Source organism: Krasilnikovia sp. M28-CT-15, assembly GCF_047159595.1.
Taxonomy (GTDB): Bacteria; Actinomycetota; Actinomycetes; order Mycobacteriales; family Micromonosporaceae; genus Actinoplanes.
Genome location: NZ_BAAGAK010000001.1, coordinates 5,321,394 through 5,335,687, shown reverse-complemented (window position 1 = coordinate 5,335,687; position 14,294 = coordinate 5,321,394). Strand labels below are relative to the sequence as shown.

Below are 14,294 nucleotides of genomic sequence, written 5' to 3'. Positions count from 1 at the left end.
CAGGAGGCCATCATGAATCGACTGGTCGCAGTTTCCCTGATCGCCGTCTCCGCGCTCGGTGTCCTCGTCCTTCCGGGGAGCACGGCCGGCGCATCGACTCAGGCCGCCACGATCGACCAGAAGCGCGCTTTCGGCACGGTCACCAACGGCAGCACGGTGTGCGTCGGTCCGCTCTCGCCGTCCGACGCGAACGGCGTGCAGATCTTCGGGTTCACCAACGCCTCAGCGAACCTGACCTGGCAGGTGCTCACGGTCTCGTCGCAGAGCGCACCGACGGTCGTGTTCCAGACCACCGCACGCTCGGTCAGCCACGTCGTTCCGCCGTCCGGCAACCTGCTGTTCGAGGCGTGCGTGAAGAAGACTTCGGGCCCGGCGCAGGACGTGGATCTGACCTTGAATTCGCAGGCTCTGGGTTGAGCGGTCACCGGGCTCAGGCGGTCGTGTGGGACGGGCTCGACCGCTTGACGGCGCGGGCGGCCAGCACGATGGGTACCGGTGCGCCGCCCTCCGCGAACCGCGTGAATTCCAGCCCCGCATCCAGGAACGCGTGCAGCAGGGCGGGGATCGACAGGTGGGTGGCGCCCACCTTGTCCCGTACACCGTCGGTGGTCCACGACTGCTTGGTCCAGTGCCCGTCGAGGTAGCCGGGGCGGATCACGACCGCGGCCGGGTCGGTGCGATCGGCGAAGCCGCCGCAGAACGCCGGGTGCACCCCGACGTGCACGAACGAGCCGCCCGGCCGCAGCACCCGGACCGCCTCGCGCAGCACGGCGGGGTAGTCGGGCATGTCCGTGTGCACCATGACCGCGATGACGGCGTCGAGGCATCCGTCCCGTACGGGCAGCCGGGCCGCGTCGGCGCGCGCCACCGGCAGCCGGGCCCGGGCGTGGCCCAGCATCCCCGCCGAGAGGTCCACGCCCACGGGGCGCCAGCCGAGCGCGCGTACCTGTGCGGCGTGGACGCCGGTGCCGCAGCCGACCTCCAGGCAGGTGCCGCCGGTGCCGGGGCCGAGCAGGGTGGTGAGCGCGTGCCCGATGCCCAGCGGGTCGGTGTCGGCCTGCCGGGGGAGGAACTCGGTCTCGTACCAGTCCGCGATCTCGTCGTACGCCGCTGTGGGTGCCATGGTCCTCGATATCCCGCCCACCCAGCGGCCGTCAATGACATTCCTACGTGTTCGGGGCGCTAGCGACCCATCGTGCGGCGTGGTGGCTGCCGGTAGGTGCGGCGGTAGTCGGCCATGAACCGGGTGGGGTCGAGGTAGCCCCAGCGGGCGACGTCGCCGACGGTGTGGGGGCCGCCGGGACTGGCGTCGCGTAGCTGCTGGTGGGCCCGGTCGAGGCGGACGCGGCGGAGGTAGGCCGTGGGGGTTGTGTCCAGGTGACGGCGGAACGCGCGCTGGACGGCGCGGACGGTGACGCGGGCGGCGCGGGCGATGTCGATGAGGCTGATGTCGAGGTCGGCATGGGCGTCGATGAAGCCGACCGCGCGGGACAGGGCGGTGGGGCCACAATCAACCGGTGTGGGGTAGCCGTTCCGCCGGGACGACGCCGAGGCGGCCCTGCTGGTAGTCCTCAAAGGCCTGGATCAGTTCGGCGCGGGTGTTCATGACGAACGGCCCGTAGTGCGCCACCGGCTCGCGGATCGGACGGCCGCCCAGGACGAACAGTTCCAGGGCCCCGGCGTCCGGCGCGGGGTCGGCGGTGACCCGGATCGCGTCGCCCGGCCCGTGCACCGCGAGCTGGCCGAGCTGGAGCGGCCGCCGGTCGGTGCCGATCGTGCCGCGCCCGGCGAGGGCGTAGACGAGTGCGTTGTACTCCCGCTGCCAGGGCAGATCGAGCTGGGCGCCGGGCTGCAGGGTGATGTGCGCGAGGTTGATCGGCGTGTGGGTGGAGCCGGGACCGGCGTGCCCGGCGATCTCGCCCGCGATGACCCGGATGAGGGCCCCGCCATCCGGCGTGGTGAGCAGAGCGGTCGCCTGGCCTCGGATGTCCTGGTACCGCGGCGGGATCATCTTGGCCGATCGGGGCAGGTTGACCCACAGCTGCAGGCCGTGGAAGAGGCCGCCGCTGGCGACCAGCCGCTCCGGTGGCGCCTCGATGTGCAGGATCCCCTGGCCGGCGGTCATCCACTGGGTGTCGCCGTTGGTGATCGTGCCGCCGCCGCCGTTGGAGTCCTGGTGGTCCATGGTGCCGTCGATCATGTACGTGACGGTCTCGAAGCCCCGGTGCGGGTGCCACGGGGTGCCCTTGGGCTCGCCAGGGGCATAGTCGACCTCGCCCATCTGGTCGAGGTGCACAAACGGGTCCAGGTCTGTCAGTGGCACCCCGGCGAAGGCGCGGCGCACCGGGAAGCCCTCACCCTCGAAGCCGCTGGGCGCCGTGGTGAGCCGGTGGACCGGCCGGTAGCTCGTGGTGGCGGTGTCCAGGTGAGGCAGGCGCGGCAGGACCAGGACGTCGTCGACGGTGATGGCAGGCATCTCAAACCCTCCTGACGTGTTGGTTGATTCTACTTCTTTCAAACTTGAAGTACCAGGATTCTGTTCCCGCGCCGGCGACCCTGAGACCGCGTTCCCGGGCTTCGATGCGGGATGCAACAAGGCCCCACGCGGCGTCATGCCGAGCGGGGCCTTGCGGCCACCGTCCACACCGGACGCGGGTGATCGCTACGAACGCGGTGAGGTGGCCCGCAGGCGCGGTCCCAGGCGTTCGAAGACGCGGGTGAGGACGGCGATCTCGGCGTCGTCGAGGTCGTCGATGAAGGTCTCGCGCACCGTGGCCAGGTGCAGCGGCGCGGCGGCGACCAGCGCCGCGTGCCCCGCGTCGGTGAGCACGGCCTCCTGGCCCCGGCCGTCCTGCGGGCAGCTCTGCTTGCGGACCAGCCCGCGCCGGGCCATCGAGGCGATCTGGTACGTGAGCCGGCTCGGCGAGAACACCAGGCGCTCGGCCAGCTGTCCCATGCGCAGCCGGTGCTGCGGCGCCTCCGACAGCGCGACCATGACGTGGTAGTCGGCCATGCTCAGCCCGGTGGCCGCACGCAGCTCGTCCTCGAGCCGGGTGTGCAGCGCCCAGCTGCTCTCGATGAACGCGCGCCAGCACGCCTGCTGGGTGTCGGAGAGCGGTTCGGCCACGGCACCACGCTACTCCTCAAATTTTGAACAACAGGTGTCACGCGGCCCGGTGGTTGAGCGACTCGGTCAGCCCCGTACGCAGTCTGGCCAGGTCGACGTGCGCGTCGGTGAGGATCCGCGCGGCCAGTCCGTGGTTTTCGCGCAGCAGGCCGAGCATGATGTGCTCGCGCGCGATGAAGTTGTGCTTGAGCCGCAGGGCCTCCCGCAGGGACAGCTCCAGCACCTTCTTGGCGCTGCCGGAGAACGGGGTGTGCCCACTGCTGTAGAAGCGGCTCATGAAGCCGCGCCGCTTGGGTTCGGTCTCGCGCGGCAGGCGCAGGGCCCCCGGCCCGAACGTCTCCTCGATCGTCCGGCGCACGGCGTCCAGGTCGATGCCGATGGCCTTGAGCGCGGCGGCGTCCTCGGCCTCGGAGTCGGTCGCCGGGTCGGCGCCCGGCCCGGTGCGGCCTCCGGCGCGGCGCAGGATCTCGGCCCGCAGGTACGCGGCGTCGACGCCGTCCGCCGTGAGCATCGCGGCCGGTGCCCAGTCGGGGTCGGCCAGCAGTGCGAGCAGGAGATGCTCCGTGCCGACGGGGGACTGGTGCAGCTCCTTCGCCTCGGTGGTGGCGCGGACGACCGCCTCCCGGGCGGAGCGCGTGAAGCGTTCGAACATCGGTCAGTCCTCCCGTGGGTCGCGCATCGGCATGCGGGCCGCGTGCTTCTTGTGTACGCCTTGGCGGGTCACCTCGAGGGCATCGGCGATCTCCTGCCAGGACCAGCCCTGGTGGCGGGCGTTGGCCACCTGGAGGTGCTCGAGCCCTTCGAGCAGGCGGCGCAGTGCCACGACCGCCCGCAGACCCACCCGGGGGTCGGCGCTGCCGGCGGCGGCGGCCAGGTCGGTTGCTTCGGTCATGCTGTCAACGTACGTTGACACGGCCGTCCTGTCAACCAATGTTGACATACGGCGGGGGCCGGTCCCGCAGGAACCGGCCCCCTGTTTGTTTCGCAGTCCGGCGTTCATCGCCGCCTGGCGTTTGCCCCCTATGCCGGGAAGATCAACTCTGCCCAGGTCGGCGTCCCGGACGAAGCGCCCAGCTCCACCGGCAGCCCCACCGGGGCGGCGACCGCGAACCGGGTGCCCCACGGGTCGACCAGCTCGGCGTACCGGCCCACGCCCATCTGCACCGGTCCGGCGACCAGCTGCCCGCCCAGGGCCGTGCACCGCTCCACGGCCCGCGCGCAGTCGGCCACCTGGAAGGCCGTCCGCCAGCGGGTCCAGCCGTCGCCGGGGGCCAGCCCGGCGATCGCGTCGTGGCCCTGGGTCAGCCACTCGCCCCGGGTCCGGGCACTGCCCGGTTCGTCACGCAACAGCCAGCCGAACGCCCGGCCGTAGAAGTCCAATGCGGTCTGCGCGTCGTGCGTCAGCAGCTCCGGCCACGTCATCGCGCCGGGCTCGCCACCCACCTCGATGCCCGCGAAGTCACCGGCCTGCCAGAGCCCCAGCGTCGCCCCCTCCGCGTCGGCGACGATCGTGGACCAGCCCCCGTGGGCGGCGGCGGGTGCGCTCACGCAATGGCCACCCGCCCGCAGCACCCGATCGAGCGCGGCATCCAGGTCGGGTTCCTGCAGGTAGGTCAGCCAGCCCGCCGGCCGGTCCGCGCCGGCCTGCGTCAGCCCGGCCACGACGCGCCCGTCGAGCCGGAAGCGGTGCCCGGCCGGCTCCCAGCCGAACAGGGCCGCATAGAAATCCGCCGCCCGGGCCGGGTCTGCACTGGCCAGCTCGACCCAGCAGGGGGTCGCCGGCGCGAAGCCTCGAATGCGCATCGGCCGCACCTCATTTCTCTCCGGATAGCTCCATCGTGGATGCCCGACTGACGGGGGAGGGGTGCCGAACACCTTACGACAATGAATACGCTCTGCCATCACACGGAGGTTCAATGTCCGAAAGAACTACGTTTCACGGTGCGTTCATCACTCAGCGTTGCGCATCTTGCAAGTACGGAACGTGAATGGTTGACGCGTTGCGCTGGGATGATCACTCAGGGGTGCCGGTCCACCTCGGACCATGCCCGGGGACTCAGCGGGGCGGGATGAGGATCTCGAACCAGACCGTGGCGCCGCGCACGCTCGGGTCCGTACCCCAGGCGTCGCTCAGCTCCTCGATGAGCCCCAGGCCGCGGCCGCGGCTGCTCATCGTGTCGGTCTGCGCGCGGGCCACGCTGCCACGGGTGCCCGTGTCCGCGACCGAGACGAGCAGCCGTTCGGCGCTGAGGTCGATGTGCACCTGGGCCGGGGTCCCGGCATGCAGCAGGGCGTTGGTGGTCAGCTCGCTGGTGCACAGGATCGCCGCGCCGATCACCTGTTCGGGCACGGACCACTCGCGTAGCCGGCTGGTCATCCAGTGCCGCACCCGGCTCGGACCGGTCGGCTCCGCCGGCACCTGCATGGTGGCGGCGCGGCTCAACGCGACCGCGTGCTCGACCGCCAGCACCGCCACGTCGTCGTCGGTGATCCCGGGCACCGCGGCGTTGGCCAGCGCGCACAGGTTGCGTGGATCGCCGCTGGGTGCCGTGGCCACCACGTCGACCAGGGCGTCCAAGCCCACGCCCAGGGACTGATGGCGACGCTCCACCACGCCGTCGCTGAACATCAGGATCGTATCGCCGGGCTCCAGGCGTACTTTTCCGACATTCCACCGGCCGCCCAGACCGAGGGGCGCACCCGGCGGGAGCGCGACCAGCTCGGCTGTGGCCGGGCCGCCGTCGGCGCCCGCCCGGCGCAGCACCGGGGGCGGGTGCCCCGCGCTGGCCAGCGTGATCGTGCCGTCGACCGGGTCCAGGACGCCGTAGACCACGGTCACGAAGATCTCCTCGTTGCGCGACTCCGCGCCCAGCGAACCGATCAGCCGGTCCAGCCCCGCCAGCACGGTCTGCGGCGCCGGATCCGTCAGCGCCAGCGCCCGCAGCGCGGCCCGGACCTGGCCCATCACCGCTGCCGCCCGCACATCGTGGCCGGCCACGTCACCGAGCACCATGGCCAGGCGCCCGCCGCCCAGCTCGAACGCGTCGTAGAAGTCGCCGCCCGCGGCGTTGCCGTCCACCCCCACGTCGTAGCGGGCGGCGATACGGAAGCGGTCGAGCTCGGGCAGGTGCTCCGGGAGCATGCTGCGCTGCAGCAACTGGGCCGTGCCGTGCTGTGCCTCGAACCGGCGGGCCCGCTCGGCGGCCTGTGCGACCAGCTCCGCCGCCGCCGTGAGCAGTGCCCGATCCTGGGGCGGCCAGGCGTGCGCGTTGCGATAGCCCAGCGAGAGGGCCCCGCGTACCAACTGGGTCCGCAAGGGCAGCACGGCCAGCGACCGGATGCGCTGCTCGTGCCGGTCCGCCGCGACCTCCCGCAGCGGCGCGCCGTCGGCGGTGAATGCGCTCCGGCCGCTCTGCGCGGCCGCCACCAGCGGGGAGCCGGAATCGGGGGAGACCCGCTTCCACAGCGGGGGCAGCCGTTCGTCGGCCTCGTCGACCATCTCCCCGCGGATGCGGCGCACGGACCGCCAGGCCAGACCGTCGTCGACCGCGAACACGCAGTGATCCACGTCGAACGAGGCCATCGCGAACGCGAGCACGACCCGGGCCACCTCGTCGAGGGTCAGGGCCCCGGCCAGCTGAGCCGTCAGCTCGCTCAGGCTCTCCAGGCGGCGGGTCACCCGGGTGGTCTCGGCCGCGGTCACCTGCCACGGCTCCGCGGAGACCTCGGCGGCCGGACGGCCGATCGCGCCGGGATGCCGGTCGCCGAGCGCGCCCGCGTGAGCGTCGTTGTAGATCAGCCGGAAGTCGTCGCCGAGCGTCAGCGCCATCGGCACCGTGGCGGTGAGCACCACCTCGACGGCCGCCCGGACCTGGGGGTCCCACTGCGCCATCGGGCCCAGCGGGGTCGTCTCCCACGGGAACTCGTGAACCAGCCGGGCACAGTCCGGGTCGTCCTGCGCCGCCACGCCTGCCTGGGTCGGCAGCGTGGTGATCGTGGAAGGGTCCCCGCCTCCCGAGCCAGTCATGTAGAAAGCCTATCCCCACTCAACCTTTTGGACGATGTGGGCACCATCCGACCGTCCGAAACTTCCGTGCGCCACCTGAAGTGTCCTGCGTCACATGTGACGGTATCGCCCGCGACCTGACGCTGGGTAGTCTCCTCGTATCCCAATTGACCTTGGTGTTCCCCAATTCACAGGTCCTATAGTCCCGGCGTGACTTTTCCCAGGCAGCCCCGGCCGAGCCGCGGTGTGATGGGGTACGTCGCCGAGCTGCAGCAGTTCGACACTCAGCCCGCGGCCGAGCCCGACCCCGAGCCGACCGACCCGTACGCGGCCCTCGCCGACCTCGCCCCGCGCGAGGAGCAGCCGCCGGGCCGGTCTGCCGGCGCGTCGTCGGCCGGGCATGTGCCCGCCCAGCGCTGCGGGGACTTCGCGCCGGACGCGGCGGCGCGGCCGGTTTCCGGCCAGGCGGCCCGCTTCCGGGACGCCTGGGCACTGCCCGAGCCGGGCGCGGAGCCGGAACACCCGCGCGGCCGCTTCGCGGTCCCCGAGCCCCCGCCCCAGCATGCGGCCGGCACCCGGCGGGCCGGGGGGTCACTGCTCAACGGCGGCACCGGTGGGTTCGCCTGGCGGCCCGGCCAGCCGTCGGCGGCCGCAGCGCATGCCGCGGCCCCGGAGGGAACGTACGAGACCGGTTGGGCGCCGGCGAACGACGCGCCCGACTGGTTCCCGGAGCACCAGGCGACGGAATGGCGCCAGCCGGAACCGTCGCGTGACTGGCGCCAGGAACAACCGGCCGGCTGGCACGCGGAGGACCAGCCCGGCTGGCACGCGGAGGACCAGCCCGGCTGGCACGCGGAGGACCAGGCCGGCTGGCACGCGGAGGACCAGCCCGGCTGGCACGCGGAGGACCAGGCCGGCTGGCACGCGGACGACCAGGCGACCGGCTGGGCCCCCGCGGAACGCTGGCAGGCGGCCGCGGCGGTGCCGGCTCCCGCCTGGGGCGCGGGCACCGGGGACGGCTGGGACGCGCCAGCTGGAACCCCGGACGCTGACGACCGGGATCTCACGGTCACCGCCGACCGCCGACTCGACGGCCCGCCGCGCGATCGCCAGGGCGCAACGGCCGGGCACCGCCGGTCCGAGGCGGAGGGTCCACACCGCGATCGGCGAAGCCGCCTCGTACTCGGTGCCGCCGCCACCGCGGTCCTGCTCGGCACCGGTATGTGTTACGCGGCACTGCGTGGCCCCGCCGCCAGCCCGCGCGCGGCCGCCCCCGCCGCGACCGCCTCCGCGCTGCCCTCGGACGACGCGTTGCTGAACCCGGCGGACTCCGGCCTGGACGCCGTCCCGGCCCAGCCCACCGCATCCCCGAAGCCCACCACCGCGAGCCCCACCGGGGCCACACCGACCGCGTCCCGCCGCACCGGGCCTGCCGGGGGCAGTTCGCCCACCGGCACCACCACGGTCGGACCGGGTACGGCCCTGCCCGGCGCCGCCACGCCGGGCAGCGGCACCCCCACCCCGAAGCCGACCGCCAGCGCCTCGTCCTCGGCCACCGCCAGCCCCACGCCGACCTCGCTGGCACCGCTGACCGCGACGTTCTCCCACACCGCGGACACCGGCCCGGACGGCCTCACCGACTACGTGGGCACGGTGCGGGTCGCCAACCCGCGCGACCGCGCTGCCGGTGGGTGGCGGGTCACCCTGAAGGTTCCCGGCGGCAACGCGGTCGACGCCGATTCGGCCGTCACGGTCACCCAGGACGGTGAGAAAGTCACCTTCACGCCCGCGGGTGAGGCGACCATCCCCGCGGGTGGATCGGTCACCTTCACCTTCACGGTGCGGGGTGTGCTCACCGCCGAACCCCTGAACTGCGCAATCAACGGTGATGGCTGCGCCTGACCGGACGGGCGAACAAACTGCGCACTGCTCGGCGGGCTCCGCGCGCCCGACCTAATGTCGTCAGTGGGCCGGCAGGTCGCCGGCCGGTTGCGGCAGCTAGGGGGCGCGGATGAATGGCGACGACCTGAGCCAGGGATTGAGCGACATGTGGCGCTCGGTGCTGTTGTTCGTGCCGACGGCGCTGGCGTTCATCGCGATCCTGGCCATCGGGTACGTCGTCGCCAGGCTGGCCCGCACGCTCGTGGCGAAGGCGCTGCATCGGATGGGCTTCGACCGGGCCGTGGAGCGCGGCGCGGTGCGCAGGGCACTGCGCAACATCGACGCGAGCGACCTCTGCGCCAAGATCGCCTTCTATGCGGTGTTGCTGTTCGCCCTGCAGCTCGCGTTCGGGCTGTGGGGTCAGAACCCGGTCAGCGAGCTGCTCAATGTAGTGATCGCTTGGCTGCCCCGGGCGTTCGTGGCCATCGTGATCGTGGTGGTGGCCTCCGCGATCGCGGGGGCCGCGCACGACCTGATCGTGAGCGCGCTCGGCGGACTGAGTTACGGACGGCTGCTGGCCCGGATCGCCTCCGTCCTGATCATCACGCTGGGCGTCATCGCGGCCCTGGATCAGGTCCATATCGCCACGTCGGTGACCCAGCCGCTGCTCATCGCGGTTCTCGCCACCGTCGCGGGAATCCTCGTCGTCGGGGTCGGCGGTGGCCTGGTACGGCCGATGCAGAAGCGCTGGGAGGAGTGGCTCGAACTGGCAGGCGCGGAGTCCGCCGCGATCCGGGAGCACGCCCGCTCGTACGCCGACGAACGTGCCCGCGAGGCTGCCGAGCAGGCCCGCCTCGCCGAGGAGGCCCGCCAGGCCGAGGAAGCCCGCCTTGCGCAGGAGGCCCGCCTTGCCGAGGAGGCGCGCCTCGCGGAGGAGGCCCGGAAGGCCGAGGAGGCCCGCCGAGCCGAGGAGGCGCGCCTCGCGGAGGGGGCCCGGAAGGCCGAAGAGGCCCGTCAGGCGGAGGAGGCTCGCCAGGCAGAGGAGGCCCGGAAGGCCGAAGAGGCCCGCATGGCGGAGCAGGCCCGGAAGGCGGAGCAGGCCCGCAAGGCGGAGCAGGCCCGGAAAGCGGAGCAGGCCCGGAAAGCGGAGCAGGCCCGCGAGACGCAGCAGCGCGCATCCGACGAGGCCAGGCGGGCGGAGCAGGCACGGCTGGCGGCGGCCGCTGCGGTCCAGGCGGAGGCCGAGGCGGCGCGCCAGCGCGAACTCCGGACGGCGGCCGAGCAGACCCGGACCGGGGCGGGCCGCCGGTCCGGTGCCGAGGACGACCAGCCGGACTTCGTACCCGGATTCGGCCGCGACGACGACGAGCCGACCACCGACATCAGCGCGGTTCGCGCCGCCGGGCAGGGTGGGCTCGCGCCGCCGGGCGGGGCCGGCCCATCGTCGCGTGACACCGAGCCGATCCCGGTGTCCGATGACACCCAGCCGATTCCCGTCACGCCCGAGTCCCCGTCGGCGTCCGACGTGACGCAGCCGATGCCGCTCGGCGACTCCGGTGCGGCGGCCGATACCCAGATCATCCGGCCCGCCGGACCAGAGGCCGAGGCGACCAAGGCAGCGGCGGAGCGCCCGCCCGCCGCCACCCGCCACAACCGTCCCCGCAAGCACACCTGAGCGGGGCGGACAGACGAGGACCGGTGCCGCAACCTCCGGCACCGGCCCATGATCGGTACGGTCTGAGCCGTGTTCCCGCCCCGCGGGTCAGCGGCGGGCGGGCAGGCTTCGAGCGAGCGTGCACACGGCCAGCAGGCGCACCAGCACCCAGTCCTGGACGTCCCAGTCGATCTCGTCGGCCGGCGGAGCCCAGCCGTGCTTGTACGCCGCCTCGCGGACCCCCTCGGCATACGCGGCGAGGACCACCGCCGTCAACGGGCGGGTGTCCGCGGACAGGCTCTCCCGGATCCCGGCGGAGTGCTGGTCGACGGCAGCCAGCAGGCCGGGGGATTCCGCGGCCGCGGCGAAACCGGAGACGCCGACCGTGGAGGCCAGGGCGTCGAGGCAGGCATGGGCGGAGCGCATTGCAGCGCGGGCGGCAGCGCCGCCGAACAGGCCAGTCATGAGAAAAGACGGTAGGAAGGCACGGGTAGCCAATGGTTCTCCCGACTGGTGCAGGTCGGTTGAACCGCAATGGCTATTCGGCTGGTTCCGGTCGGCGCCGCTCCACGTCGTCCGCGATGATCACGGTCGCCACCACGAGCGCGACGACCAGGGCGAAGAGCCAGGACGCGTCGTCGGTGAGTCGCGCGGCCAGCGGTGCCTGGACCGCGGCCACCAGAAAGCCGAGCCACGCGAACCGGCGTTGACGGTCGGACAGGAACCCTGCGGACTGCATCCGGCAAGTCTGGCGTGAACCGGGTGAATCGCCGTCACCCGTTCGGCCGATTCCGCGTTGTCCGATCGTGTTCCGCGTGCTGAGCCGCCGCCGCCGCCGTCTCTCACCCGCGGCAGGCCGGATCGCGCTGCTGTCTGCCCTGCTGGCCGTGCTGCCGGCGGCCGCGTGCACCGGCCCCGCCGCACCCGTGGAAGTCTCCGCACCCGCCGGCCCCCACATCCTCGACGCCCCGCTGGGCGCTCGGACCGGGGCGTCCCTCGTCGTCGGGGACGCGGCCTCGCAGGTCGACCTGCGCGTGGCGGACCTGCCGGGGCTGCTCTACCGGATCAGCACCCCGGCCGGATCGGGCCTCGCCCCGCAGGTCACGGGCGTGGACGGCCGGGTCCGCCTGGCCCTGCGGCCCACCGGCGGCGACGGCCCGGACACGGTCCGGATCGTGCTGAACCGTACGGTCAGCTGGGACCTCCGGCTGCCCGCTGGAGCGGGTGAGCAGTACCTCGACCTGTCCCGGGGGCGGATCCGGCGGCTGGACGTCGGCGCCTCGGGTCTGCTCGAGCTGCGGCTGCCCCGGCCGCGCGGCGTCGTGCCGGTCACGGTCACCGGCCCCGTCGCGACGATCACCGTACGGGCACCCAGCCCGGTCCGGGTACGGCTGCGCGGCGGCGCAGGGTCGGTCACGGCACCGTGGGCCGCGCGGGGCGCCGTGCCCGCCGGGTCGGTGCTGGCCCCGGCCGTCTGGTCGACGGTGCCCGACCGCTACGCCCTGGAGCTGCGTGCACCCACGACCAGCCTGAGGCTCGTCACGTCCTGATCGGCCGGGCCGGGTTTCGTCCCGTACGGGCCGGGGCACATCGCACCGAGTGTCACGCCCTCCCTTCGGCCGTCCTCCCGGAGGCTGCTCTGCTGCAGGAGGACCCATGCGCATCGCGATGATCTCGGAGCAGGCCGCATCCCTGGACGCCGGCGGCCGGCATGTCATCGAGCTGGCCGCGGCGCTCGCGGAACTGGGGCACGACGTGCGGGTCTACACCCGACGGGACGACCCCACTCCGCCCGACGTGGGCCGCGCCCCCGGCGGCGTCGCGGTGCTGCGCGTTCCGGCCGGTCCGGCCCGGGCGGTTCCCGTGCAGGCGCGGCTGCCGTACCTGGGGGAGTTCGCGCGGCGGCTCGGCGGGTCCTGGCGGGACGGGGACTGGGCACCGGCCGTGGTGCACGCGCACTTCTGGACGAGCGGGCTCGCCGCGGTGACCGCGGCCCGCCGGATCGGCGTACCCGTGGTGCAGTCGTTCTACGAACTGGGCGCGGGTCGCGGGCCGGACGCCGCCGATCCGGGCGGTGCCGGCCCGTCGCGGGCCGGCTACGAGCGGGCACTGGGCCGGGCGGTCGACCGGGTGGTCGCCCGGAGCCAGTACGAGGTACGCGAGCTGGTGGACCGCGGCGTGCCCCGCCCGCGGGTGACCTTCGTCCCGGCCGGTGTGGACAGCCGGCGGTTCACCCCGGAGGGCACCGTGGCGCACCGGGACCCGCACCGCCCCCGCGTCCTCGCCGTCGGCCGGCTGGCCGGGGGTACCGGCCTCGGCGACGTCGTCCGGGCCATGCGGAGCGTGCCGGGGGCGGAGTTCCTGCTGATCGGCGGCCCGCCCGCAGCCGGGCTGCCCGACGACCCGTATGCCGGACGGCTTCGTCAGCTCGCGCTGAGCTGCCGGGTGGCCGACCGGCTCCGCCTGGTCGGTGCCGTCACCCCGGCGGACCTGCCGGGCTGGTACCGCTCGGCGGACGTGTTCGTGGCCGCGCCCGGGCAGGACCGGTTCGAGACGGCCCCGCTCGAGGCGATGGCGTGTGGCGTGCCGGTGGTGGGGGTGGCGTCCGGCGCGCTCACCGAGACGGTGGTGGACGGCCTCACCGGTGACCTCGTGCCACCGGCCGACCCGGGGGCGCTGGGGAGTGCGCTGCGCCGGCTGATCTCCGACCGGGTGCGCCGGTTCGCGTACTCGACGGCCGCGGTGGACCGCGCCCGCCAGGCGTACTCCTGGCAGCGGGCGGCGGCCCAGGTCGAGGCGGTGTACGCGGCGACGGCCGAGGGCGTCCCCGTCGACGACGAGGCGGTCGCCTAGCGCCCGGCACGGCGGCCAGGCGACCCGTACGCCGGTCAGTCGGCCAATGCGGCGGACAGCCCGTCGCGGAACCTGCGCTCGCTCTCGGTCACGGTCTCGGCGCCGATGCCGAGCACACCGCCGGTGGAGGCGGCGCCGACCACCGAGTCCGCGATCTCCACGAGCCAGTGCCGGTACGTCCGGGCGTCCTCCGCGGAGGCCTTCGCGGCCAGCAGGGTGACCGCCTGCCCGACCCGGTCCAGCACGTCCCCGGCGTATCCGGCGGGGTCCGCCGGGGCGAGGACCGGCAGCTCCTCTCCGAGTTCCGGGTCGCCGACCCGGTCCACCACGGCGGCGGCGACCGCCGCGACGAGCGGGCTGGTGCTGGTGCGGGCTTCCGCGATCTCGTCGAGCCCGGCGGCGTTCTCGGCCCGGGTCTTGCGGGCCCCGTCCGGGGTGGCGGCGCTGGCGGCGGTCAGCACCGACTGTGGCAGGCCGGTCAGCAGACCCCATTCGGCGTCGGTGTAGCCCAGGATGGCGTAGGTCGGTTGGTCCGTCACTCGGAGGGTCCTTTCCACGGTTGTCGGCGGCCGAGAGTGCATTCTCCTCGCCTGCCGGAACGGACGGGATCCGTACCCGGGGTGTGCCGATCCGAACCCTCATCCGGTACCGCGGCTGGTGTCGCCGACCGGCCGCGCCCGTACCGTCTGCCGTTCGGGTCCGGATTCCGGGCGCTGCGAGGCCGCGGGGTGAACTGTGACCTGAGCCACAGAGCGCTGCCCGGGTCGTCCACT

Annotated in this window: 16 protein-coding genes; 5 read left to right on the top strand and 11 right to left on the bottom strand. The window is 73.6% G+C overall.

The genetic code is table 11. From position 1 onward, the window contains the following. The first annotated feature begins 12 nt into the window (after window positions 1-12). A complete protein-coding gene (locus ACMCNO_RS24535; protein WP_412751790.1) occupies window positions 13-417 on the top strand; it encodes a hypothetical protein in 405 nt (134 codons plus the stop codon). Between the two features lie 13 nt (window positions 418-430). Here the strand turns inward: ACMCNO_RS24535 and ACMCNO_RS24530 are convergent, their stop codons facing one another. The 8 genes from ACMCNO_RS24530 to ACMCNO_RS24495 all read right to left on the bottom strand — a co-directional run bounded on the left by ACMCNO_RS24530 (window position 431) and on the right by ACMCNO_RS24495 (window position 7,154). Beyond that, entirely contained in the window at window positions 431-1,123 is a 693-nt protein-coding gene (locus ACMCNO_RS24530; RefSeq protein ID WP_412751789.1) for a class I SAM-dependent methyltransferase, read from the bottom strand. A 59-nt stretch (window positions 1,124-1,182) separates the two neighbouring features. Next, complete coding sequence (locus ACMCNO_RS24525) at window positions 1,183-1,575, bottom strand: helix-turn-helix transcriptional regulator (protein WP_412751788.1); 393 nt, start codon at window positions 1,573-1,575, stop codon at window positions 1,183-1,185. Further along, a complete protein-coding gene (locus tag ACMCNO_RS24520; RefSeq protein WP_412751787.1) occupies window positions 1,511-2,476 on the bottom strand; it encodes a pirin family protein in 966 nt (321 codons plus the stop codon). The genes ACMCNO_RS24525 and ACMCNO_RS24520 overlap by 65 nt, the downstream gene beginning before the upstream one ends. A 186-nt stretch (window positions 2,477-2,662) precedes the next feature. Further along, window positions 2,663-3,127: a MarR family winged helix-turn-helix transcriptional regulator gene (locus tag ACMCNO_RS24515; protein WP_412751786.1), complete on the bottom strand. Its 465-nt coding sequence runs from the start codon at window positions 3,125-3,127 to the stop codon at window positions 2,663-2,665. 37 nt (window positions 3,128-3,164) lie between these two features. Then, window positions 3,165-3,779: a Clp protease N-terminal domain-containing protein gene (locus ACMCNO_RS24510; RefSeq protein ID WP_412751785.1), complete on the bottom strand. Its 615-nt coding sequence runs from the start codon at window positions 3,777-3,779 to the stop codon at window positions 3,165-3,167. A gap of 3 nt (window positions 3,780-3,782) precedes the next feature. After that, window positions 3,783-4,019 carry a helix-turn-helix domain-containing protein gene (locus ACMCNO_RS24505; protein WP_130508188.1) on the bottom strand — a complete coding sequence of 79 codons (237 nt, stop codon included), beginning with the start codon at window positions 4,017-4,019 and terminating at the stop codon, window positions 3,783-3,785. A gap of 128 nt (window positions 4,020-4,147) precedes the next feature. Next, a complete protein-coding gene (locus ACMCNO_RS24500; protein WP_412751784.1) occupies window positions 4,148-4,930 on the bottom strand; it encodes a VOC family protein in 783 nt (260 codons plus the stop codon). 253 nt (window positions 4,931-5,183) lie between these two features. Continuing rightward, the gene (locus tag ACMCNO_RS24495; RefSeq protein WP_412751783.1) at window positions 5,184-7,154 is read right to left on the bottom strand and encodes a SpoIIE family protein phosphatase; all 1,971 of its coding nucleotides are present in this window, start codon (window positions 7,152-7,154) and stop codon (window positions 5,184-5,186) included. Window positions 7,155-7,343: 189 nt separating this feature from the next. On the opposite strand from ACMCNO_RS24495, the gene ACMCNO_RS24490 reads away from it, so the two are divergent. Together ACMCNO_RS24490 and ACMCNO_RS24485 are read left to right on the top strand one after the other, a co-directional pair. Then, window positions 7,344-9,035, top strand: coding sequence for a cellulose binding domain-containing protein (locus ACMCNO_RS24490; RefSeq protein WP_412751782.1), 1,692 nt, complete (start codon window positions 7,344-7,346; stop codon window positions 9,033-9,035). 109 nt (window positions 9,036-9,144) lie between these two features. Beyond that, complete coding sequence (locus tag ACMCNO_RS24485) at window positions 9,145-10,689, top strand: mechanosensitive ion channel family protein (RefSeq protein ID WP_412751781.1); 1,545 nt, start codon at window positions 9,145-9,147, stop codon at window positions 10,687-10,689. Between the two features lie 87 nt (window positions 10,690-10,776). On the opposite strand, the gene ACMCNO_RS24480 is transcribed toward ACMCNO_RS24485, so the two are convergent. Both ACMCNO_RS24480 and ACMCNO_RS24475 read right to left on the bottom strand, forming a co-directional pair. After that, the gene (locus ACMCNO_RS24480; protein ID WP_412751780.1) at window positions 10,777-11,133 is read right to left on the bottom strand and encodes a DUF6401 family natural product biosynthesis protein; all 357 of its coding nucleotides are present in this window, start codon (window positions 11,131-11,133) and stop codon (window positions 10,777-10,779) included. Between the two features lie 73 nt (window positions 11,134-11,206). After that, window positions 11,207-11,407, bottom strand: a complete 201-nt coding sequence (locus ACMCNO_RS24475; RefSeq protein WP_412751779.1) for a hypothetical protein — start codon at window positions 11,405-11,407, stop codon at window positions 11,207-11,209. A 76-nt stretch (window positions 11,408-11,483) separates the two neighbouring features. On the opposite strand from ACMCNO_RS24475, the gene ACMCNO_RS24470 reads away from it, so the two are divergent. Continuing rightward, window positions 11,484-12,218: a hypothetical protein gene (locus ACMCNO_RS24470; protein ID WP_412751778.1), complete on the top strand. Its 735-nt coding sequence runs from the start codon at window positions 11,484-11,486 to the stop codon at window positions 12,216-12,218. Window positions 12,219-12,324: 106 nt separating this feature from the next. Continuing rightward, window positions 12,325-13,521 carry a glycosyltransferase gene (locus tag ACMCNO_RS24465; protein ID WP_412751777.1) on the top strand — a complete coding sequence of 399 codons (1,197 nt, stop codon included), beginning with the start codon at window positions 12,325-12,327 and terminating at the stop codon, window positions 13,519-13,521. A 35-nt stretch (window positions 13,522-13,556) separates the two neighbouring features. Here ACMCNO_RS24465 and ACMCNO_RS24460 read toward each other — a convergent pair whose 3' ends face one another. Next, on the bottom strand, window positions 13,557-14,060 hold the full coding sequence (locus ACMCNO_RS24460) for a hypothetical protein (RefSeq protein ID WP_412751776.1): 504 nt from the start codon (window positions 14,058-14,060) through the stop codon (window positions 13,557-13,559). Window positions 14,061-14,294 lie beyond the last annotated feature (234 nt).

Coding starts and splice junctions, on each gene's coding strand:
- ACMCNO_RS24520 (WP_412751787.1), bottom strand. CDS start 2,476: ATGCCTGCCATCACCGTCGACGACGTCCTGGTCCTGCCGCGCCTGCCT.
- ACMCNO_RS24465 (WP_412751777.1), top strand. CDS start 12,325: ATGCGCATCGCGATGATCTCGGAGCAGGCCGCATCCCTGGACGCCGGC.
- ACMCNO_RS24495 (WP_412751783.1), bottom strand. CDS start 7,154: ATGACTGGCTCGGGAGGCGGGGACCCTTCCACGATCACCACGCTGCCG.
- ACMCNO_RS24475 (WP_412751779.1), bottom strand. CDS start 11,407: ATGCAGTCCGCAGGGTTCCTGTCCGACCGTCAACGCCGGTTCGCGTGG.
- ACMCNO_RS24500 (WP_412751784.1), bottom strand. CDS start 4,930: ATGCGCATTCGAGGCTTCGCGCCGGCGACCCCCTGCTGGGTCGAGCTG.
- ACMCNO_RS24530 (WP_412751789.1), bottom strand. CDS start 1,123: ATGGCACCCACAGCGGCGTACGACGAGATCGCGGACTGGTACGAGACC.
- ACMCNO_RS24480 (WP_412751780.1), bottom strand. CDS start 11,133: ATGACTGGCCTGTTCGGCGGCGCTGCCGCCCGCGCTGCAATGCGCTCC.
- ACMCNO_RS24535 (WP_412751790.1), top strand. CDS start 13: ATGAATCGACTGGTCGCAGTTTCCCTGATCGCCGTCTCCGCGCTCGGT.
- ACMCNO_RS24510 (WP_412751785.1), bottom strand. CDS start 3,779: ATGTTCGAACGCTTCACGCGCTCCGCCCGGGAGGCGGTCGTCCGCGCC.
- ACMCNO_RS24505 (WP_130508188.1), bottom strand. CDS start 4,019: ATGACCGAAGCAACCGACCTGGCCGCCGCCGCCGGCAGCGCCGACCCC.
- ACMCNO_RS24485 (WP_412751781.1), top strand. CDS start 9,145: ATGAATGGCGACGACCTGAGCCAGGGATTGAGCGACATGTGGCGCTCG.